Genomic DNA, 18,366 nt, shown 5'->3' with positions numbered 1-18,366 from the left:
GCCCCGCCGGGCGCGCGGTGCCGGGCCGGGACGGCGATCGGGCGACGGATATCCGGGATGGAAAGCTGCATCGGCACGTCGGGTCGGGTCGCCGCAGGACGGCAGGGGCGGACGCCCCGCGGCCTGGATCGGCACCGGTCGCATCCGGATGAATACCCCGGCAACCGGCGTCATCCGGCGTTGTTCCCGGATTTATCCCAGGACATCTCGGCAATAACCTATGTTATTCTTTGGTTATTGAGTCACCAATACTTGATGTCTCTGGTCGATCATGGCGAGCGGCCCCTGCGGCTGTTTCGCCACCCTCGCAGGGTCGTGATCATCGGGCGATTTCTCGTTAACCATCTGATTACCATGCGAATCTAGCGCATTCGGCGGAAACGGCGCATCCGCGCCGGCTGAGCGCGACCGATGATTGCCGCCGACACCGTATTCGCCTGGTATGACCTTGCCGGGACCCATCTCGACATCTTCGGATCCCTGGGCCTGACCCTGGGATTCCTTGCCGGCCTGATGCCGCGCCGTCCATGGATGCTTGCCGGATCGGCGGCCTGCGCCGCCTGCTTCGGCGCCCACTACCTGACGCTCGGCGCGCTCACCGGCGCCGCGATGTGCGCCATCGCGGTGGTGCAGAGCCTGGTCTCCCTGACCTGCCTCGGCGCACCGAGCCGGACCGGCTGGGTCCACCCCCTGTTCGCCGCCACCACCCTGCTGGCGGCCTGGCTGACGATCACCACCTGGAACGGGACGCCCTCCGCCTGCGCGGCGGTCGGCACCCTGCTGGCGACGGCCGCGCGCCTGCAAGCCGCGCCCCAGACGATGCGCCTGCTGTTCCTGGGCGCGTCCCTGTGCTGGGCCGGCCACAACCTCCTCGTCGGCTCCGTGTTCGGGCTGACCTGCGATCTCCTGACCCTCCTGGGCCTCGGCATCGCCCTGTGGCGCGCCCTCCCGGCCCGGCCCATCGCGGCGCCCACCTATCTCCAGGCCTGACCTGAGATATCGGGCTGCGGCGATCCATCCGGGAAACCCGATGCGCCGCGGCGGTTGCCTCCCTTTCCGGCCGCACAGCCGGAGGCAGCCGAGAGAACCGGGCCTTGCCTGAAGCAACCTATCCACCCCTCGACGTGCTCAAGCCGGTCGCCGAGGGCGTCTGGATCGTCGACAGCGGGCCCTTGCGGGTCCTGGGACTCCCGCTGCCGGTGCGGATGACGGTGGTCCGGCTCGGCGACGGCAGCCTGTGGCTGCACTCGCCGACCCGCTACGACGCGGCGCTGCATCGGGCGATCGAGGCAGTGGGGCCGATCCGCCACCTCGTCGCACCGAACATCGCGCACTGGACCTTCCTGAAGGACTGGCAGAACCAGTGTCCGGAGGCGCTGACCTGGGCGGCGCCCAACTTGCGCCAGCGCGGACAGGTCCGCCGCTCCGGCCTGCGGATCGACCGCGTGCTGGGGGACGCGGCGCCGCCCGAATGGCAGGCGGACCTGCGCCAGCAGGTGGTGCCGGGCGGCCTCGGCTTCCGCGAGGTCGCCTTTTTCCACGGGCGCAGCCGGACGCTGGTGCTCACCGACCTCGTTCTGAACCTGGAACCGGCGAAGATGCCGGCGGTCCTGCGCCCGCTGCTGCGGCTGGCCGGCATGACCGCACCGGAGGGGAAGCCGCCGCCCTATCTGCGCCTCGTGATCAAGTTGCGCCGGCGCGACGCGGCCCGGGCCGCGGCGGATCTCGTGGCCCTCAAGCCCGAAGCGGTCGTCTTCGCGCACGGGCTCTGGTTCGCTCAGGACGGCACCGCACGCCTGCGCCGCTCGCTGCTCTGGCTCGGTGATTTCGGCTGACCGCGGAGCGGTCGGCCTGCCGTCTCGGCCTCAGGGCTCCGCGGGCGTATCGGTATCCCCGGAGCTGTCCAGCGACTTGGCCAACTCCATCAGCACCTCCTCCACCATGGGCGGCCAGGGCACCCTCTCCTCATCGAGCAGCCGCGCCGCGCCGACCAGGGCGTTGACCTGCTCCTCGAAGATCGGCCGCTGAACCAGCTGGGCGTATCGCACCCGGGCAGCCAGGGCGGTCGCGAGGCGCTGGACCTCTGCGATCCGTGCATTCGACGCGCCGGCACCATCCCGGTTGCCCATCCCTCACCTCTTTCGGATCCTCGTAGGGCCCAGATAGGCCCCAGGATGGGGGTCTCGGCAATCCCGGCGATAGCTGCATCGGCGATCCGAACGACCATGAGCCGGGTCTTCACAAAGCTCACGCCCTGCCCCGGGCCGAGGTAGCTCGGCATGCCGGGACACCGTGTCCTCCGGCCCATGCGAAGATCGCCAGGGCGACCGCGGCAACCAGGATATCGCCATTGCGATCGATAGCCCATACGGGCGGCGACGCGACACGATGGTTGCGAGGAACCGGGTCAGGCTTTCCGGTAAAAGGCCGTGACCAGCGGGAACCCTGTCGCCGCTCCGCCTCGATCAAGCCGCGCCGATCCGCGTGGAAGCCTCAGGCCGAGCGGCTCGCATCCTCGATGCGGCGTGGTGCGGCGCTGGCGAGGACCTTCCGCTTGCCGGACCTGTGGCGCACGAAATCGTCGAGGGGCTTGCACGCCGGCAGGCCGGATGCCGGAGTCGCCACCGCGTCGAGGCATGGGGCAGCCGCTTCCGCGTCGGTCGGATCCGCCGGCAGGTCGATCCGCTGGCCGACCAGATAGGCTTCCAGGTCGATGAGGCGGTGACGCAACCGCCAGATATCGTTCTCTACGCCGTTCAACTGGACGAGGAGGTCGGAGACGGTCCCCTCACGGGCCGCGATGGCGGAGAGGACAGTCGCCCGCTCGTTCAGCAACACAGCCTTGACGGTCGGGTTCATGGTGAGCCCCTGGATCGTGACCGTGGCAGTGACGGGTAATCTTGTGAGGTCGGCAACCCTCAATAGGACTTACCCGATACGCCGGATGGCGAAGTCCTGAGGGGGGCCACGCACGACCTCGAGGCAGACGCTCCGAACGGTTGAAGTCGGGCGCCTGAGACGCGAAATGGCGGAACTTTCGCCCGACAAGTGCGTCAGTTCCACGCAGAAGAAAGCGCAGGGAGGTTGTCATGCGCGCGCCTTTGAAGATCGCGACCGTCGTCGTTCTTGCCCTCGGCATTCAGCCAGGCTGGGCACAATCCATCAGCCAGACGGGGACGGGTGGCGGCCCGGCCACCGCCGCCAAGGCCCCGCACACGGCGGCCACCGGGCAGACGGTTCCCAACCCAAGTGCGCTCGGTCCCAGCGAGACGGGCAGCATCGAGCGGAGGGGCCCGGGCGAACAGCGCAACGATGCGATCACCCGCGGCATCTGCATCGGCTGCACGCGCTGACAGCCTTCGGTCACGTGCTCTCGAAACGCATCGTCGCGTAGATCGGCCGCGGGCAGGTGGCCGATCTGGCGCGGCTAGCTTTCTGCGCGCAGGCTCTTGATGATGCGGCTGGCGATCTTGCGCACGGCCTCGTCGTCGCGCGCCTCACCTTCTGTGCGATCCCACAGGTGCGACAGGCTCGCGTCCAGCTCGTCCAGCAGTTCCGGGTGGCGCTGTGCGAGGAAGCGGATCGTGCCGAACAGAAGGTGCTCGGTGGCCATCTCGTGTCGCCGGGCGTCGGCAACTTGGTCCAGTGATGCGGCTGTCGGATCGGTCATGGCGGTCCAACGGTCCAGGCGAAGGCCGGTTCGGTCACGTCTGCACGGTGCGACCCTGCGGCACGCATCCCGAACGCGGCCTCCGCGAAAGCCCGGCCTGAGCCTGAATAGCGCAGTCAGGAACCGCTCTGAGCAGGGCATCGTTTCACGGCTTTACAGGGAGGACGACGATGGTCGACGCTGCGCAGATCCAGGAACACGCCGAGGTCGTCGGCTCGGACGGGGCCCATGTCGGCACCGTCGACCACATCGACAAAGGCGAGATCAAACTGACCAAGCGCGATGCGGCAGCGGGTGGCCTCCACCACTACATCCCGCTCGACTTCGTTCGGGCCGTCGAGGGCGGCAAGGTCCATCTCGATCGGCCGGCCGATGAGGTGAAGCGCGAGTGGTCGACCTCCTGACCGGCACGCATCGGCCCGGGCTCAACGCCGAAGACCGCCGATCCAGGCGGTGAGTGGTTCCACGAAGGCCGCCCAGGTCCGGGCCCAGACGGTCCCGGCCCGGCCATCCTGCGCAGGCCCTGCTGCCATGAGCGACGCCACGAACGCGTCCTCCTGCACCTTGCATTCGTCGAGGGCGTTGCGCTCGTCCCCGGCCCGGCTCTGACCGGGCGGCTGATGGGCGTAGGATTCCCGCAGGCAGCGATGCCACGCCCGTTCGAGCACACGCGGATCGGGCGCCCCCGCCATGGCGGCCGACCCCGCGTCGATCAGGACAAGCATCGCGAGGAGGCTGAGCACGGGCGGGCGCATGACGCCTCTATGCCTGATTCGATGGCTTGGCGCCTAGAACGAACAAGCAACACCACGCCATCAGATGCCACCCACTCGGATGAGGCGCCAAGCCTCCGACGCCGCGCGTACCGTCCGCTGGACTTGCAGTATCGGCTTTCCCGGTCGTGGCCGCCGAACTGCAACAGTTTCCGGCCCTGAGGCCCTGTAAGCCGGAGGCTCGGCAAAGGGTTACGGAATATGCGGCGCATGGTGGAGAAGCGGATCCTGGGCCTCGTGCGGGTCGCGGCCTGGATCCTGGTGGCGGCGATCGTTGCCATCACGCTAGTGCCGATCGGCCTCCGTCCGGTGGTGACGGCCAATCCCAGCTTCGAGCGGGCGGCCGCCTACGCGTTGGCCGGCCTTCTTCTGACCCTGGGCTACCCGCGGCGCTGGCCGTGGATCCTGCTCGGAGCCGTGCTGCTGGCCGGCGGGCTGGAAGCCGGGCAGGCCCTCACGGGTACGCGTCACGGCCGGTTTGACGACTTCCTCGTGAAGGCGGCAGCGGCGCTGGTGGGCGGCATTGTGGGCCTCGGGTTGGCATCCTGGGTGGACCGGCGCCTCCAGGCCCGCACCAGCGGGTGACAGGGAAACCGCCGAGTTTCGGGGGCGTTGTCGTTCCGGACTCTCATGCGAGGTGCTGCCATGTTCGGCGCAGGCAAGCTCACGGGGCGGTTCTGGTTTCGGAAAACGTGGACGGGCAAGCTGGTCCTGCTCGTCGAGGAAGAGAGGCCGCGCTGGCTCAGCCGCAAGAAGCTGACCAAGCAACGCTGGCGAGACGCACGGCTGCTTGATCTGGCCGAGGCGCCGATGCGTACGCTGATGACCCTGGAGCGGACCTACCGTGCCGAATACGGATCCGCCGCGACGTTCCCGGCCGCCGCGCCGTCGATCAAGCGCGGATCGAAACCAGCGCCGATTAGGCACGCGGCCAACGCCTGAGCGCTGCCACGCAGAAGGGCGCGGGCCGAGCATGAAGGGCAGGGCTCGGCCCGCCTGTCGTTCGGCTTCGTACCCCTCGAAGCCGGAGCGACGCTTCGAAAGACCATAGGGTCGTTAAGACTTCCCGAACGGGCCGCCACGCGGCGGGCGCCCGTCGGCTCGATGCGCTAGCTGTTGGGCTGGGTCAGCGGAATGCCATCCCGCAGTTACAGCGTTGCAAATCTATGTTGGCATTCCGTCGATACAACAGTCGATAACCCGTGGCGTCATTTGTTTTGCGCGATTTAGCGCTTGACTACCGACAGATACAGCGATGTTCATCGCGCATTGCCCTCGCGAGAGCTGCCCATGGAAGACGACACCGCGTTACCGCAAGACGATCAGACCGATGTCATTGCTCTGACCGCCGACATCGTGTCGGCATACGTATCCAACAACTCCGTTCCGATGCCCGAACTGGCGACCCTTCTGTCGCGTGTCCATGAAGCCCTCACGGGGCTTGGTCAGGCCGGCGCGCCCGTCGAGCCGGACACCAGGAAGATCACGCCCGGCCAGATCCGGAAGTCGATCACCCCCGACGCGCTGATCAGTTTCATCGACGGCAAGCCGTACAAGACCCTGAAGCGGCACCTGAGCGGCCATGGCCTTACCATCGAGGCTTATCGGGAGCGTTTCGGGCTGCCGCGCGACTACCCGGCCACCGCCGCCAACTACTCGGCCATGCGCGCCGAATTCGCCCGAACCGCGGGTCTCGGCCACAAGCGCCGCAAGCCGACCGAGCACGCCTCCGAGACCGCGCAGATGGTCGAGGCTCCGGCGGCAAAGCCCACCCGCGCACGCAAGCCGGCCTGAGGATGCACCCGATCCGGGGGGGGTCCCGGCGTCGGCCGCGATCCGGTAAACCGGCGACAAATCGGAGGTCTTCATCGGGCGACGACTTCCGATCATCGGGCTTTCGCGTTAGATCGGCTGACCAAGATCGGCGATCGAACCGACGGGCCGCGAGGAAACCCGAGATGATCCGCACGCGCTGCGTTGCGGCGGCCTGATGCCGTCCATCATCTGCTCCGGCCCGGACGACCGGGGCGCGCCGTTCGACTGGACACGCGCGGCCGCCCGCCTCTTCGATGTCGAAAACTCCGACGCCGGAGCGCCGAGCCGGTGCGCCCGGAGCCTGCGTCTGCACCCGTGAGCGGTTCGAAGACAGCCGCCGCCGAGGAGGATCATCATGGCCGAGTCTGAACTCGAACAGTCGGCGATGCGGCGCATCGGGTGGCGGCTGGTGCCGTTCCTGATCCTCGCCTACTTCGTGTCCTTCCTGGACCGCGTGAACGTCGGCTTCGCAGCCATCCAGATGAACCACGATGTCGGGTTGACCGCCACGCTGTTCGGCTGGGGCGCCGGCATTTTCTTCCTTGGCTACTTCCTGATGGAGGTACCCAGCAACCTGATGCTCGAGCGGTTCGGGGCGCGGCTCTGGATCGCCCGGATCATGGCGACCTGGGGCGTCATCTCAATGGCCATGGCGCTGGTTCAGGGGCCCTGGTCGTTCATTGCCCTGCGCTTCCTGCTGGGCGTGGCCGAGGCCGGGTTCTTCCCGGGCGTGATCCTGTACCTCACATACTGGTTCCCCTCGGCCTACCGGGCACGGATCGTCGGCATCTTCATGATCTCGATCCCGATCTCGTCGTTCCTGGGTTCGCCGATCTCCGGGGCGCTGCTCGGCCTGAACGGCTGGGGTCTGCGCGGCTGGCAGTGGCTGTTCATCCTGGAAGGCCTGCCCGCAATCCTGATGGCCGGGGCCGTGCTGTGGTTCCTGCCCGACGGGCCGCGCCACGCGAAATGGCTCCCGCCGGCCGAGCGGGACTGGCTGGAGGGACGCCTGAAGGAAGAATCCGCCCGGAACGCCGCGCGCAGCGGCGGTGCCGCCTCGCCGTCGCTCGGAACGATGCTGCGCGATCGGCGGCTGATTCTGTTCGCCGCCATCTATTTCGGCTCGACCGCCAGCAGCTACGGCCTGACCTTCTGGACCCCGCAGATCGTCAAGAGCTACGGCCTCGGCAATTTCGAGACCGGCCTGCTAAACAGCGTGCCCTACGGCGTCGCCTCAGTGGCAATGATCCTGTGGGGGCGGCACAGTGACCAAGTTGGCGAGCGGCGCTGGCACCTCGCCATCCCGTTCCTGATCCTGGCCGCAGGGTTGGCGGGCGGGACCGTCCTGACTGGAATCCTTCCGCTGGTCGGGGCGCTGACCGTCGCGGCAGTCGGCGTCTACATGCTGAAGGGGCCGTTCTGGGCCCTGGCGACCGAGGAGCTGCCGCCGGCTGCGGCGGCTGCCAGCATCGCGGCGATCAACGCTGTGGGCAACCTCGGCGGATTCCTAGGCCCCTACCTGATCGGCGCGATCAAGGATGCAACCGGCAGCTTCACCCTGAGCCTGACGCCGCTGATCCTGTTCGCCCTGATATCGGCCGGCCTGTCGCTCGTTCCGGGCCGGGCACGCGCGGAGCTCGGCGCGTCGCGAACAGCGCCGGCCCGCTGACCGCCGGCTCCGTCACCCGACCGGGTTGGGCGGAGGCCGACCTATGCTAGAGCTTGCCGACACCGGAGCGATGCCAGGCCGAAAGGTGGTCGGGCATCGCTCCCGGTCGTCTGTCCGACGCGTGCTCGGCGGGCGGTAACGGGATCTGTGGAGTCGACGGCGTGCGTGCTGGTTCCCGATTGTCCGAGCGCTGGTTCAACTTCGCCCTCTGGCTCGTCGCGCTGCTGTTCGCCTGGTTTCTGATCGGGCTGGGCTCCCTGATCGTCGGTGACCTGCCGCAGGTGGAGCAGCACTACACCCTCGAGCAGTTCCTCGAATCCGACCAGGCCCGGGCATCGACCGACGCGCTGAAGCAGATCCGCCGGGAGATGGACGACAGCCGGCGCCGGACGGAGCGGGACCAACTCGCCCTCGATGCAGCTCAGGCAGCCTCGGAAGGCGCCCGCGAGACCTTCGCCAACTGGCTGAAGACCCGCGACGCGACGCAGCGCGTCGACCAGGATCCCGGACTCGTCGCGCGCACCCGGCAGCTCGACGCGCTCAAGGACGCCGAGCGGACGATCGAGGAGCGGCTGGCCGGGCTTGCCGAGACCCAACGCACGCTGTCCGAGCGGGAGCAGGACCAGAGCCGGGTGGACGGCGAACTGCGCGCGGCGGCCCAGCAGAAGCTCGAGGCGGCCGAGCGAGGCCAGGAACTCCGGGTGTTCGGCTACCGGCTCGCCCTGACCCTGCCGCTGCTGGTGCTCGCCGGATGGCTGCTGCTGAAACGGCGGAAAACGCGCAACTGGCCGTTCGTCTGGGGCTTCGCGTTCGCCGCCGCCTTCGCGTTCTTCGTCGAGTTGGTCCCGTACATGCCGAGCTATGGCGGCTACGTGCAGTACGGTGTCGGCGTGGCCGTGACGCTGGTCGGCGGACGGGCGGCGATCAACGCCCTTCATGCCTACCGCGCGCGTCAGGCGCTGGTCGAGGCACGGCCCAACGAAGAGCGCCGCACCGAGATCGCCACCGATCAGGCGCTGGCCCGGCTTGCCAAGAAAGTTTGCCCGGGCTGCGAGCGGCCGGTCGCGCTCGGCGATCCGAATACGAATTTCTGCCCCCATTGCGGGCTCGGCCTATTCGAGGATTGCCCGGCCTGCACACAGCGCAAGAGCACCTTCGAGCGGTTCTGCCACGCCTGCGGCACCGCGGGGACCGGCGCGGTTCTGCCGGCGGCGTAAGGCGCAGCCGTCACTCCGCCGAAGCCGGCGCCGGCCGTCCGAGCACCTGGCTCAGAACGCGCCCGAGCTGGTCGGCGGAATAAGGCTTGTGCAACAGCTCGAAGCCGTGGGTCCCCTCCTGGGCCAGGACGTGGCTGTAGCCAGAGGTCAGCAGAACCGGCAGCTCGGGTAGGCGGCGCGCCAACTCCTGGGCGAGCGCCAAGCCGCCCATCCCCGGCATGACCACGTCCGAGAACACCACCTCGAACCCGCCGCCGTCCCGGCCGAGCCGCTCCAGCGCCGCCTCGGCGTTGGCCGCCCAGACGGTCTCGTAGCCCAAATCCTGCAGGATCTGGGTGGCGAACTGGCCGACCTCGACATTGTCCTCGACCACCAGGACACGCTGCCCGGTGCCGAGCGGCGAGATCGTCGCCGGGACGCCCTCCGCCTCGTCGATCCGGCGATCGACCTCGACCTGCGGGAGATACAGGGTGAAGGTCGCCCCCTGCCCCGGCGCGCTGGTGACGTCGACGTTGCCGCCGGACTGCTTGGCGAAGCCGAACACCTGGCTGAGCCCGAGGCCGGTGCCCTTGCCGACCTCCTTGGTGGTGAAGAACGGCTCGAACAGACGGCCCAGGTCGGCCTCCGAGATACCCGCGCCGGTATCGGTCAGCGACACCGCCACGAAGGCGGTGTCGGCCCCGGCATGCCCGTGGATCGCCGGCATGGTGCGCCCGCCTGCGAGCCGCAGGGTCAACGTACCCTCCCCGTTCATGGCGTCCCGGGCGTTGACCGCCATGTTCACCAGCGCGGTCTCGAACTGGCTGACGTCGGCCCGGATATGGCAGGGCTCGTCCGGGACCTCGGCGATCACCCGGACCCGGGCGCCGATCACGGTGTCGAGCATGTCGGCGATCCCGCGGACCTTCTGTCCGACATGGAACACCTCGGGCTTCAGCGCCTGCCGGCGCGCGAAGGCGAGGAGCTGGCCGGTGAGCTTGGCGGCGCGGTCCACCGTGTCGGAGACGGCATCGAGGTAGCGGGCCTTGCGCGCCTCCGGCAGGTCGGGCCGGCGCAGGAAGTCCACGGACGAGCGGATGATCGTCAGCAGGTTGTTGAAATCGTGCGCGACGCCGCCGGTGAGCTGGCCGACCGCCTCCATCTTCTGCGACTGGCGCAGGGCGTCCTCGGTCCGCATCAGCTCGCTGGTCCGCTCGGCGACGCGCTGCTCCAGCGTGTCGGTGAGGGTGCGCAGCATCATGATGGCGCGGTCGCGCTCGGCCTCGACGGCCCGGCGGTCCTCGACGTTGATCAGCACCCCCGGAAAGCTGAGCGGCGTCCCGTCCGGCGCGCGGTCGACCCGGCCGTTCGCCTCGATCCAGTAGTACTTCCCGTCGGTGCGCCGCACCCGGTACTGGTGCGCGTAAGCGCCCCCGCGGGCGATAACCTCGTTGATCGCCGCGATCAGCCCCTGCCGGTCTTCGGGATGGACCGTGGCGATCACCTGCTCCAGGCTTAGCCCGACCCGGCCGAGGGCCGGATCGAGGCCGAAGCTGCGGGCGAAGGCCTCGTCCACGGTGAACGCATCGGCGGGCAGATCCCACACCCAGGTGCCGATGATCGCGCCGGCCGACAGGGCGAGCTGGATGCGGTCGGCATAGAGCTGAGCCAGCGCCTGGCTCGCCGTCAACCGCTGTTCCGCGAGCACGCGCTCGGTGGTCTCGACCACGACCGCGATCACCCCGGCCGGCTGCCCGGCCTCGTCGAGCACCGGCGAGTAGTCGAGATTCATCCAGACCTGCTCGGGCCGGCCGTAGCGATGCAGGGTGAGTTCCTGATCCTTGTAGGACAGCGTGCCGCCGGCGAGCCCCACCCGCATCACGTTGTCGTTGAAGTCGGCGACCTCGGGCCAACCCTCGCGTACCTTCGATCCGAGGAGTTGCGGGTGCCGCCCGCCCGCGAAGACCGAGTAGGCATCGTTGTAGATCATGATGCCGTCCGCGCCCCAAAGCAGCACGATCGGCACCGGCGACAGCAGCACGGTGCTGACCGCGGAGCGCAGGCTCTGGGACCAGCGGGCGATCGGGCCCAGCGGCGTAGTCGCCCAATCGTAGGCCCGGACGATCGCGCCCAGTTCGCCGCCTCCAGGCAGAAATGCGGCCGTGGCGCTCATGGCTTGCCCGAACCGAGCGGTCCTGCAGCAATCCCGCGCGCCGCCGGACCGAGCTCGCGACCGGTCGCGCAGGCCCGGTTGGCGGCCTGATGCACGTGCATCGCGGCCCGCGGTTCGGGCTTCGACGAGGTTGATACGGGTCCGCACACAGCCATGGCAGCCGCATCGCCCGTGGGGGGAAGGCTTACAAGCATCCGGTCGGCCGTCACCGCATGTTTTCGTCCAGAGGAGCCGCCCTGAGACCCGCCCGCCACACCCCGCTCGACGGCTCACGACGGGGCCGGGAAAGATCGGCGTCCGGAGCGAACGCGCATCCCGGCGGTTCGGTCGCAAACCGGCCGCATCTGCGGCGCCGCGACTGCGACGCGCGGAACCTGGCACGCGCGAACGGTCTTGGACCGACGGCGGCCCATGAGAACCGGCCTCGGCCGCGCTTGCTGGCCGCCGGGCGCATTCATAGATGGCGTCGATGACCCCGATCCCCTTCGACAACAGCTACGCCCGCCTACCGGAGCGCTTCTATGCGTCCCGCGCGCCGACGCCGGTAGCAGCACCGCGCCTGATCCGGCTGAACCGAGCGTTGGCCCAGGACCTCGGTCTCGACCCGGACTGGCTCGCGGGCCCTGAAGGCGTAGCGGCTCTGGCCGGGAACCGTGTCCCGGAGGGGGCGACACCGCTCGCGGCGGCCTATGCCGGTCATCAGTTCGGGCAGTTCGTGCCGCAGCTCGGCGACGGCCGGGCGATCCTGCTCGGCGAAGTGATCGACCGGGCGGGACAGCGCCGCGATATCCAGTTGAAGGGATCCGGCCCGACGCCGTTCTCCCGCCGGGGCGACGGCCGCGCGGCTTTGGGCCCCGTGCTGCGCGAGTACCTCGTCAGCGAAGCCATGGCGGCGCTCGGCATCCCGACCACCCGGGCGCTCGCCGCCGTCGCGACCGGCGAGGCGGTGGCGCGCGATACGGTCCTACCCGGCGCGATCCTGACCCGGGTGGCGGCGAGCCATATCCGGGTCGGCACGTTCCAGTTCTTCGCCACCCGGGGCGACGTCGAGGGCCTGCGGGCCCTCGCCGACCACGTGATCGCCCGGCACTATCCAGAGGCGACCGGGTCGGAGAAACCTTACCGGGCGCTGCTCGAAGGCGTGGTCGCCCGCCAGGCCGCGCTGGTGGCGCGCTGGCTCCTGGTCGGCTTCGTCCACGGGGTGATGAACACGGACAACATGTCGGTGGCGGGCGAGACCATCGATTACGGCCCCTGCGCCTTCCTGGACGCCTACGATCCCCGGACGGTGTTCAGCTCCATCGACCGGAACGGCCGCTATGCCTATGGCGAGCAGCCGCGCATCGCACTGTGGAACCTGACGCGCCTGGCCGAGACGCTGCTGCCGCTGCTGGCTCCGCACGAGACCGAGGCGGTCGCGGAGGCCGAGGCGGCGCTGGCCGGCTACGCCCCGTGCTTCGAGGCGGCCTATCACGGCGGCCTCAACGCCAAGCTGGGGTTGACCGGCATCCGGGACGGCGATCCGGCGCTGGCGGGCGACCTCATGAAACGGATGGCCGAGAATCAGGCGGACTTCACCCGCACATTCCGGTCCCTGTGCGCCGCTGCGGAACGGCCGGAGGCCGAGACCGCGCTGCGTGACCTGTTCGTCGATCCGACGGCGTACGATGCATGGGCGTCGCGCTGGCGCGCCCGGCTCGCCCAGGAGGACCGCGACCCCGCGGCAGCCGCGACGGCGATGCGGCAGGTCAACCCCGCCTTCATCCCACGCAACCACCGGGTCGAGGAGATGATCGAGGCCGCAGTGGAGCGTGACGATTTCGCACCCTTCGAAGCGTTCCTGGCAGTGCTCTCGCGCCCCTACGACGATCAGCCCGCGTCTGCCCCTTATGCCGAGCCACCCGAGGGCGGCGGCGTCGGATACCGCACGTTCTGCGGCACCTGAGCCGACGCGGCGCTCAGCGCTGCGGCCAGGCGTAGATCTCATGCAGGCTGCCGCCATGCCTGAACCAGTGCACGCCCGTCGCCGGATTGAAGCCGTGATCCTCATGAGACGCGGCGATCCCCGAGACGAGCGCCTGGGCCAGGTGTCGATCCGAAATCTCGTAGGCGAGCAGACGCGGATGATCCGCGCCGACCTGCGCCCGATCGCGAAGAAAGATGGAATATGATTTCATCTTCATCACACCTCAGACAATCTGTTGGACGAAAGCAGATGTCGAAGGCGGGGCGTTTGTTCAACACCACCGACCAGCAAGGTTAATGGTTTTTAACACAAATTCGAGCATTTTATCTGTCGAATGCTACCCTGCTTGCGCTGCCAAGCCATCCCCAGAGCGCATCGGCGGGCGGCGTTATCGGTCTGGATTCGCTTCCTAGAATTGGTTACCTGCCTGCGCAGGGCGGTACGTGCCGCCCTGGGGCGTGGAAACCCCTTGCTCGACGGTTTGGTGCCGGCCGCGACGGCACCCGAATCCTTGGCCGCGTGGGTCGGGGAGCCTGCGGCGCATGTCCAGGTGTTCCGGCACTAAAGGTCGTAGGGACCGTTCGAGCACGGTTTTCCAACTCCCCGACTATGGGTGGTTCAGGAGGCTTGTCTGCGGGGACGTACCGCGGACACGAGCCTATCGGGGGTGGCCCATGGGCTCCGATGGTCCCGAACTGCGCGCGCGCCAGCTTGCGGCTCTGCGGGCTGCCTACGAGGCCTGTGCCAGACAGGCCGACGATCGTGCCGGCACCAGCGCCGCGCTCCACGCACGCGCGCTGCTGGGCCGGATCCTGGTCCTCCTGGGCGGGTTGGAGGAGCGGGCGGAGCCCCGACGATAGCGCCACTCTCGCTCGCGCCGCCATCAGACAGGACCAGCGCGGCAAGATTCACCGTGCCGGCCGATTCCGTCTCCTCTCCACATCGGCGGGAAAGGCTCCAGCGTGCCCGCGCCTCAACCCGCTGCTAGGCTCAGCCCTCCCATCGCCGGGTCCCACAATGCGTCACCCCACCACGCAACAGGTCGGATCGCGCTGGCTTGCCCGGGCGGCGCTGCTCGGAGCCGGGCTGATCGCGCTCGCTCCGGCCGCGAGGGCGGGTGCGCGCCCGAATTACGAGAGCGACCGGCGCGGTATCTTCCTGGGCTTCCTCAACGCTCCCGGGCCCGGCGATGCGATAGCCCGCTCACCCCGTCTCGGCCTGTCATTCGGAGGCGAGGCCAGCCCGGTGCTCGTCGACACCGGCTCCACCGGCATCGTCGTGTCGGCCGGGCGCATCCCGAATGTCGATGCCCTGCCAAGCCGGCCCGGTCGCCTGACCTACACGAGTTCCGGCCGGATCATGATCGGTCGCTGGGTGACCATCCCGGTGACCCTGTCGGGCCGCGACGGCGCCAGGGTCTCGACGCGGCCGATGCCCGTGCTGGCGGTTGGCCGGATCGACTGCACCGAGAAGGCCCGCTCCTGCACCCGGGAGGAGGCCCCCGGGCACGTGGCCATGCTGGGGATCGGCTTCGGGCGGGAAGACGACAGCCAGACCCAGAGCACGCCGGACACCAATCCGCTGCTTAACGCAGAGCCGCCGGGTCCCGGCCCGGTGCATCGCGGCTACGTCGTGACCAGAACGGGAGTGCATGTCGGGCTGACGCGCGCCAACACCCGGGGGCGCTTCCGCTTCGTGAAGCTCGATCCGCATCCGCGGGTCTCGGGCGACTGGCTTGGCGTACCGGTCTGTATCGTGGTGAACGGTCGGGAGCCGGGCGCCTGCGGTCGCGCGCTGATCGACACCGGCGTGACCGGCATGTTCCTGACGCTCCCGCCCGAGCAAGTCACTGAGAGACTCCGCACCGATGGCGCCGGCCGCGACGCGCTCGTCCCCGGGACGCGGCTTAGCTTTAGCTTCGGCGACGCGGCCGGCTACGCGATCACGAGCGGCGATACCGCCTCGCCCCTGGCGCCGGAGCGCATCGTCCTCAACACCACGCGTCCGCTGCCCTTCGTCAATACCGGTCTGCGCCTGCTCAACGGCTTCGACGTCCTGTACGACGCCGACGGCGGCTTCTACGCCTTCCGCGCCCGGCGGACGGATGGCGAACCTTGATGCCCGTCGCCTCGGCCCTGGAACCTGCCATGCTGCGAACCGCCCTCATCGGATTCCTGATCGCCCTGCCTGCCGTCGGCTCCGCCGCGGAGGCGGATTGCACGCAGGCGCCCGATCAGACGGCGGCGAATCTCTGTGCAGCCCAGAACTTCGCGCAGGCCGACGCGGAGCTGAACCGGCGCTACGCCGCCCTGCGCGACAAGCTCGACAGCAACGGCCGGCACAACCTGGTGGCGGCGCAGCGGGCCTGGATCGCCTTCCGCGACCTCGAGTGCAACCTGCGCACCGGCTACGACGCCTCGGCGCCCGATGCCAACGGAACGATCGCGCCCCTGCTCGACGGCACCTGCAAGACCGAGCTGACCCGCCAGCGCATCCGGGACCTGACCGCGCAGATCAAGTGCCCGGGCGGCGACCTCGCCTGCGCACCCTGAACGGGATACTGACCCGCCTCAGATCACCTCGTAGGCGAACAGGAACGCGACGCCGGTGATGCCCATGAGGCCGAGCAGGAAGAAGTTGTCCGCCACCTGCTCGGCGAAACGGCTGATGCTCGGCCGGGCCTCGAGCCGCGTCGACAGGTAGGACAGGATCGCGCTCAGCAGGAACAGGACGGCGACGATGCCGCTGTAGACGTCGACCTGGCTGGGGCCCGAATAGTGCTCCAGCAGCTTCACCAGACCAATCAGCGTAGTGCTGATACCAATCATCGTGCTGGCGGTCGGGAGGATGTGACGGGATTTCTCCCCGTCCTTCACACCGGGCAGGCTCACCGATCATCCCCCTCGCGCCGCGTCCAATCCTGGCCGGTATGCGCGGGACCGATTGATAACCGGTATGCGCATCGGTGTAGTCCCGGCGAAGGCTCCGGGCGTCCGACAGCCCGATCGTCGGTCAGACCTCGCGTTAACACGGGCCGCGGCCGCGCGATCCCGCGCAGTCAATGCGAAGCGTACGACCCGCGGCCGCGGAACGTTCGCTTAACGCGAAGAACAGCGGACGCGGCAGGCGGGTCCGCGCCCCGGCCGCCTGACGCCCCCGATCCAGGTCGATGGGTCCGGATTCGGTGACCCAGGCGGGGCGCGGATCATGCCGGGCGAGGGCCCGACATCCGATCGTCTGCACTGCGCCGTCGCCCCCTCCCCGGTGGCCGACGTGCGGCGGGGTGATGATCGCGTCGGGAGGAGGAATTCCTGCGATCCGGGCGGTCGATCTCCGAGCGATGATTTTAATCCAGGCTTTATTTACGGATCAGGGGATTTACCGAAAGCCTAAATACGTGGATAATTGCAACATCAAAATCTATTCAAGATGCATACAAGATAAATTGCGCGATCTCTACATGGGCAAAGCAGATGGAAGACAAAGAACTAAAGCTTGCGATCATAATAAATTGCTTTAATTACGAGGATTACGTTCGAAATTCGATCGCGAGTGTACTCTCCCAGGATACGACCCACTGCGATGTCATCGTCGTCGATGACGGATCGACTGATCGTTCGTGGGAGGTGATCGAGCAGTTCAATGTTCGCGCGTTCAGGAAAAAGAACGGCGGACAAGTCAGCGCCTGCCGATACGGCGTGTCGAAAACGGATGCCCCGTTCATCCTGTTCTTGGATGCCGACGACGAACTGGTTCCCGGCTCGATACAGACGATCATCCGGCATCTCGATGCGGACATCGCGAAACTACAGTTCCCTCTGCTTCGCATCGACAGCAACGGCACGCCGCTCGGCACCGCTTTTCCGAATCTGGCGAACGGCCGGGGGCGCGCCACGTTCGTCAGGGCCATCGAGAGGGCGGGAACCTACATCTCGCCACCGACCTCGGGCAACGTGTTTCGCAGGGACTTGTGCGCGCTCCTGGAGGACGCCCATTACGATTCGGCCGTCGACGGCGTGATGCTGCTGGCCGCACCGTTCTACGGTGACGTCGTGAGCCTGTCCGAACCGCTCGGCCGCTACAGATTGCACAGCAAGAACAAGTCCGGCACCAATCGGACGCCGACGGTGGGCCTGATCAGAAAGCACCAGAAACGGTTCGTCGATCGGCTGGAACATCTCAGAGTCGCCCTGACCGACAGGGATGGATCCTGCAAGATCGGCTCGCCGACCCGCATGTATATGCATGCTCGGTACAATAATTACTGTGATATACTGGAAATGCGCCGCATCAGCTGGGCGGGTGTCGTCGACACGGTCGGATCGTTCCCGACCTGGTACAGCCCGCTCAAGCGCGTGTCCGTCGTGCTGTTCCTGCTGGCCTGCAGAGTCCTGCCGCTCCGGACGGTCCGATCGCTCCTGGAGACGCGTCTGACCGGGAGTTGGAGGCCTGTCGTGTCGAACATCCGCACGTTGGGCATGGCCCGGTCGAGCTGACGGGCCGCAACCGGCCTTTGCCCGCATCCGGCAGCGATCAAGGACCATCGGACCCGGCAGGGAGGGGCGGCACACGCGTCCCGGACTCGGGACGACCGGTGCCCGTGCCGGCGAGCACCGGAACGGGCACGCAAGACGAAGCGACCGCGGCGACGGCAACAGCGAGATTTCCGAGGCATCAGGTTCGCCCGCAATAGTCCGAACGGGCTATTTTTGCCCACCGGCCCGGAACGTGCTTGGATGCAGACGCTGGAACGACGCGTCTCGACGGGGGCATCGGTTCCGGATGTCTGCGTGCGGCCCGATACCGGGCCCGCTCATCTTCGGAGGCCTGACCACCGGCATGAAAAACGCCACCTCTTGCTGTTCCAGGAGCGTCACGTCCGGGAGCGCGACGCGTCCGCACCGGGCGGCGGCGCGCTAGGATGACGGACGCGGAGCCGCCGGACGTGATCGTCGTCGGAGCGGGCGTCATCGGGCTGTCCGCCGCCCTGGCCCTGCGCGCCCGGGGCCTGTCGGTCACAGTGCTCGACCGGGAGGGCCCGGCGGCCGGGGCGAGCGCCGGCAATGCCGGCGCCTTCGCGTTCACCGACATCCTGCCGCTGGCC

Annotated in this window: 22 protein-coding genes and 1 pseudogene; 16 read left to right on the top strand and 7 right to left on the bottom strand. The window is 68.3% G+C overall.

Annotated elements, in window-relative coordinates; translation table 11 throughout:
• From FV228_RS06295 to FV228_RS06285, 3 genes are all read left to right on the top strand, one after another.
• The coding region (locus tag FV228_RS06295) for a hypothetical protein (RefSeq protein WP_210247787.1) at positions 1–366 on the top strand (366 nt) is incomplete at its 5' end.
• A 45-nt stretch (positions 367–411) separates the two neighbouring features.
• On the top strand, positions 412–990 hold the full coding sequence (locus FV228_RS06290) for a YgjV family protein (protein WP_147853811.1): 579 nt from the start codon (positions 412–414) through the stop codon (positions 988–990).
• Positions 991–1,094: 104 nt separating this feature from the next.
• Entirely contained in the window at positions 1,095–1,835 is a 741-nt protein-coding gene (locus FV228_RS06285; protein ID WP_147853810.1) for a DUF4336 domain-containing protein, read from the top strand.
• 30 nt (positions 1,836–1,865) lie between these two features.
• Here FV228_RS06285 and FV228_RS06280 read toward each other — a convergent pair whose 3' ends face one another.
• Both FV228_RS06280 and FV228_RS06275 read right to left on the bottom strand, forming a co-directional pair.
• Positions 1,866–2,129: a hypothetical protein gene (locus tag FV228_RS06280; RefSeq protein WP_147853809.1), complete on the bottom strand. Its 264-nt coding sequence runs from the start codon at positions 2,127–2,129 to the stop codon at positions 1,866–1,868.
• A gap of 364 nt (positions 2,130–2,493) precedes the next feature.
• The gene (locus FV228_RS06275; protein ID WP_147853808.1) at positions 2,494–2,859 is read right to left on the bottom strand and encodes a hypothetical protein; all 366 of its coding nucleotides are present in this window, start codon (positions 2,857–2,859) and stop codon (positions 2,494–2,496) included.
• Between the two features lie 230 nt (positions 2,860–3,089).
• Here FV228_RS06275 and FV228_RS06270 point away from each other — a divergent pair, with 230 nt between their 5' ends.
• A complete protein-coding gene (locus FV228_RS06270; protein WP_147853807.1) occupies positions 3,090–3,353 on the top strand; it encodes a hypothetical protein in 264 nt (87 codons plus the stop codon).
• 74 nt (positions 3,354–3,427) lie between these two features.
• Here FV228_RS06270 and FV228_RS06265 read toward each other — a convergent pair whose 3' ends face one another.
• Positions 3,428–3,670, bottom strand: a complete 243-nt coding sequence (locus tag FV228_RS06265; protein WP_187277653.1) for a hypothetical protein — start codon at positions 3,668–3,670, stop codon at positions 3,428–3,430.
• Positions 3,671–3,840: 170 nt separating this feature from the next.
• Here FV228_RS06265 and FV228_RS06260 point away from each other — a divergent pair, with 170 nt between their 5' ends.
• Complete coding sequence (locus tag FV228_RS06260; protein WP_092037671.1) at positions 3,841–4,074, top strand: DUF2171 domain-containing protein; 234 nt, start codon at positions 3,841–3,843, stop codon at positions 4,072–4,074.
• Positions 4,075–4,095: 21 nt separating this feature from the next.
• Here the strand turns inward: FV228_RS06260 and FV228_RS06255 are convergent, their stop codons facing one another.
• Entirely contained in the window at positions 4,096–4,425 is a 330-nt protein-coding gene (locus FV228_RS06255) for a hypothetical protein (RefSeq protein ID WP_147853806.1), read from the bottom strand.
• 228 nt (positions 4,426–4,653) lie between these two features.
• Between FV228_RS06255 and FV228_RS06250 the strand changes: the two genes are divergently transcribed.
• From FV228_RS06250 to FV228_RS06230, 5 genes are all read left to right on the top strand, one after another.
• The gene (locus FV228_RS06250; protein ID WP_187277652.1) at positions 4,654–5,028 is read left to right on the top strand and encodes a hypothetical protein; all 375 of its coding nucleotides are present in this window, start codon (positions 4,654–4,656) and stop codon (positions 5,026–5,028) included.
• A gap of 60 nt (positions 5,029–5,088) precedes the next feature.
• Positions 5,089–5,385, top strand: coding sequence for a hypothetical protein (locus FV228_RS06245; RefSeq protein WP_147853805.1), 297 nt, complete (start codon positions 5,089–5,091; stop codon positions 5,383–5,385).
• Positions 5,386–5,733: 348 nt separating this feature from the next.
• On the top strand, positions 5,734–6,237 hold the full coding sequence (locus FV228_RS06240; RefSeq protein WP_147853804.1) for a MucR family transcriptional regulator: 504 nt from the start codon (positions 5,734–5,736) through the stop codon (positions 6,235–6,237).
• A 376-nt stretch (positions 6,238–6,613) separates the two neighbouring features.
• Positions 6,614–7,927, top strand: coding sequence for an MFS transporter (locus tag FV228_RS06235; RefSeq protein ID WP_147853803.1), 1,314 nt, complete (start codon positions 6,614–6,616; stop codon positions 7,925–7,927).
• Between the two features lie 161 nt (positions 7,928–8,088).
• A complete protein-coding gene (locus FV228_RS06230) occupies positions 8,089–9,144 on the top strand; it encodes a zinc ribbon domain-containing protein (protein WP_147853802.1) in 1,056 nt (351 codons plus the stop codon).
• Between the two features lie 10 nt (positions 9,145–9,154).
• On the opposite strand, the gene FV228_RS06225 is transcribed toward FV228_RS06230, so the two are convergent.
• Positions 9,155–11,296: an ATP-binding protein gene (locus tag FV228_RS06225; protein ID WP_147853801.1), complete on the bottom strand. Its 2,142-nt coding sequence runs from the start codon at positions 11,294–11,296 to the stop codon at positions 9,155–9,157.
• A gap of 469 nt (positions 11,297–11,765) precedes the next feature.
• Between FV228_RS06225 and FV228_RS06220 the strand changes: the two genes are divergently transcribed.
• The gene (locus FV228_RS06220) at positions 11,766–13,241 is read left to right on the top strand and encodes a protein adenylyltransferase SelO (protein ID WP_147853800.1); all 1,476 of its coding nucleotides are present in this window, start codon (positions 11,766–11,768) and stop codon (positions 13,239–13,241) included.
• Positions 13,242–13,254: 13 nt separating this feature from the next.
• Here FV228_RS06220 and FV228_RS06215 read toward each other — a convergent pair whose 3' ends face one another.
• Positions 13,255–13,473 carry a hypothetical protein gene (locus FV228_RS06215; protein ID WP_246693846.1) on the bottom strand — a complete coding sequence of 73 codons (219 nt, stop codon included), beginning with the start codon at positions 13,471–13,473 and terminating at the stop codon, positions 13,255–13,257.
• Positions 13,474–13,936: 463 nt separating this feature from the next.
• Here FV228_RS06215 and FV228_RS06210 point away from each other — a divergent pair, with 463 nt between their 5' ends.
• The 3 genes from FV228_RS06210 (at position 13,937) to FV228_RS06200 (ending at position 15,814) form a co-directional block, all read left to right on the top strand.
• Complete coding sequence (locus FV228_RS06210; RefSeq protein ID WP_147853798.1) at positions 13,937–14,122, top strand: hypothetical protein; 186 nt, start codon at positions 13,937–13,939, stop codon at positions 14,120–14,122.
• 157 nt (positions 14,123–14,279) lie between these two features.
• Positions 14,280–15,380 (top strand): hypothetical protein, encoded by a 1,101-nt coding sequence (locus tag FV228_RS06205; protein ID WP_147853797.1) that lies wholly within the window; start codon positions 14,280–14,282, stop codon positions 15,378–15,380.
• 29 nt (positions 15,381–15,409) lie between these two features.
• On the top strand, positions 15,410–15,814 hold the full coding sequence (locus FV228_RS06200) for a lysozyme inhibitor LprI family protein (protein ID WP_147853796.1): 405 nt from the start codon (positions 15,410–15,412) through the stop codon (positions 15,812–15,814).
• Between the two features lie 18 nt (positions 15,815–15,832).
• Here the strand turns inward: FV228_RS06200 and FV228_RS06195 are convergent, their stop codons facing one another.
• Positions 15,833–16,090: a hypothetical protein gene (locus FV228_RS06195; protein WP_246693847.1), complete on the bottom strand. Its 258-nt coding sequence runs from the start codon at positions 16,088–16,090 to the stop codon at positions 15,833–15,835.
• Positions 16,091–16,735: 645 nt separating this feature from the next.
• Between FV228_RS06195 and FV228_RS06190 the strand changes: the two genes are divergently transcribed.
• Both FV228_RS06190 and FV228_RS06185 read left to right on the top strand, forming a co-directional pair.
• Positions 16,736–17,758 (top strand): glycosyltransferase family 2 protein, encoded by a 1,023-nt coding sequence (locus FV228_RS06190; RefSeq protein WP_147853794.1) that lies wholly within the window; start codon positions 16,736–16,738, stop codon positions 17,756–17,758.
• A 371-nt stretch (positions 17,759–18,129) separates the two neighbouring features.
• Positions 18,130–18,366, top strand: a pseudogene (locus tag FV228_RS06185) (FAD-dependent oxidoreductase); the annotation flags it as partial.

Origin of the sequence: Methylobacterium sp. WL18 (assembly GCF_008040015.1) — a bacterium.
Lineage (GTDB): Bacteria > Pseudomonadota > Alphaproteobacteria > Rhizobiales > Beijerinckiaceae > Methylobacterium > Methylobacterium mesophilicum.
This window is presented reverse-complemented; position numbering and strand designations above follow the sequence as displayed.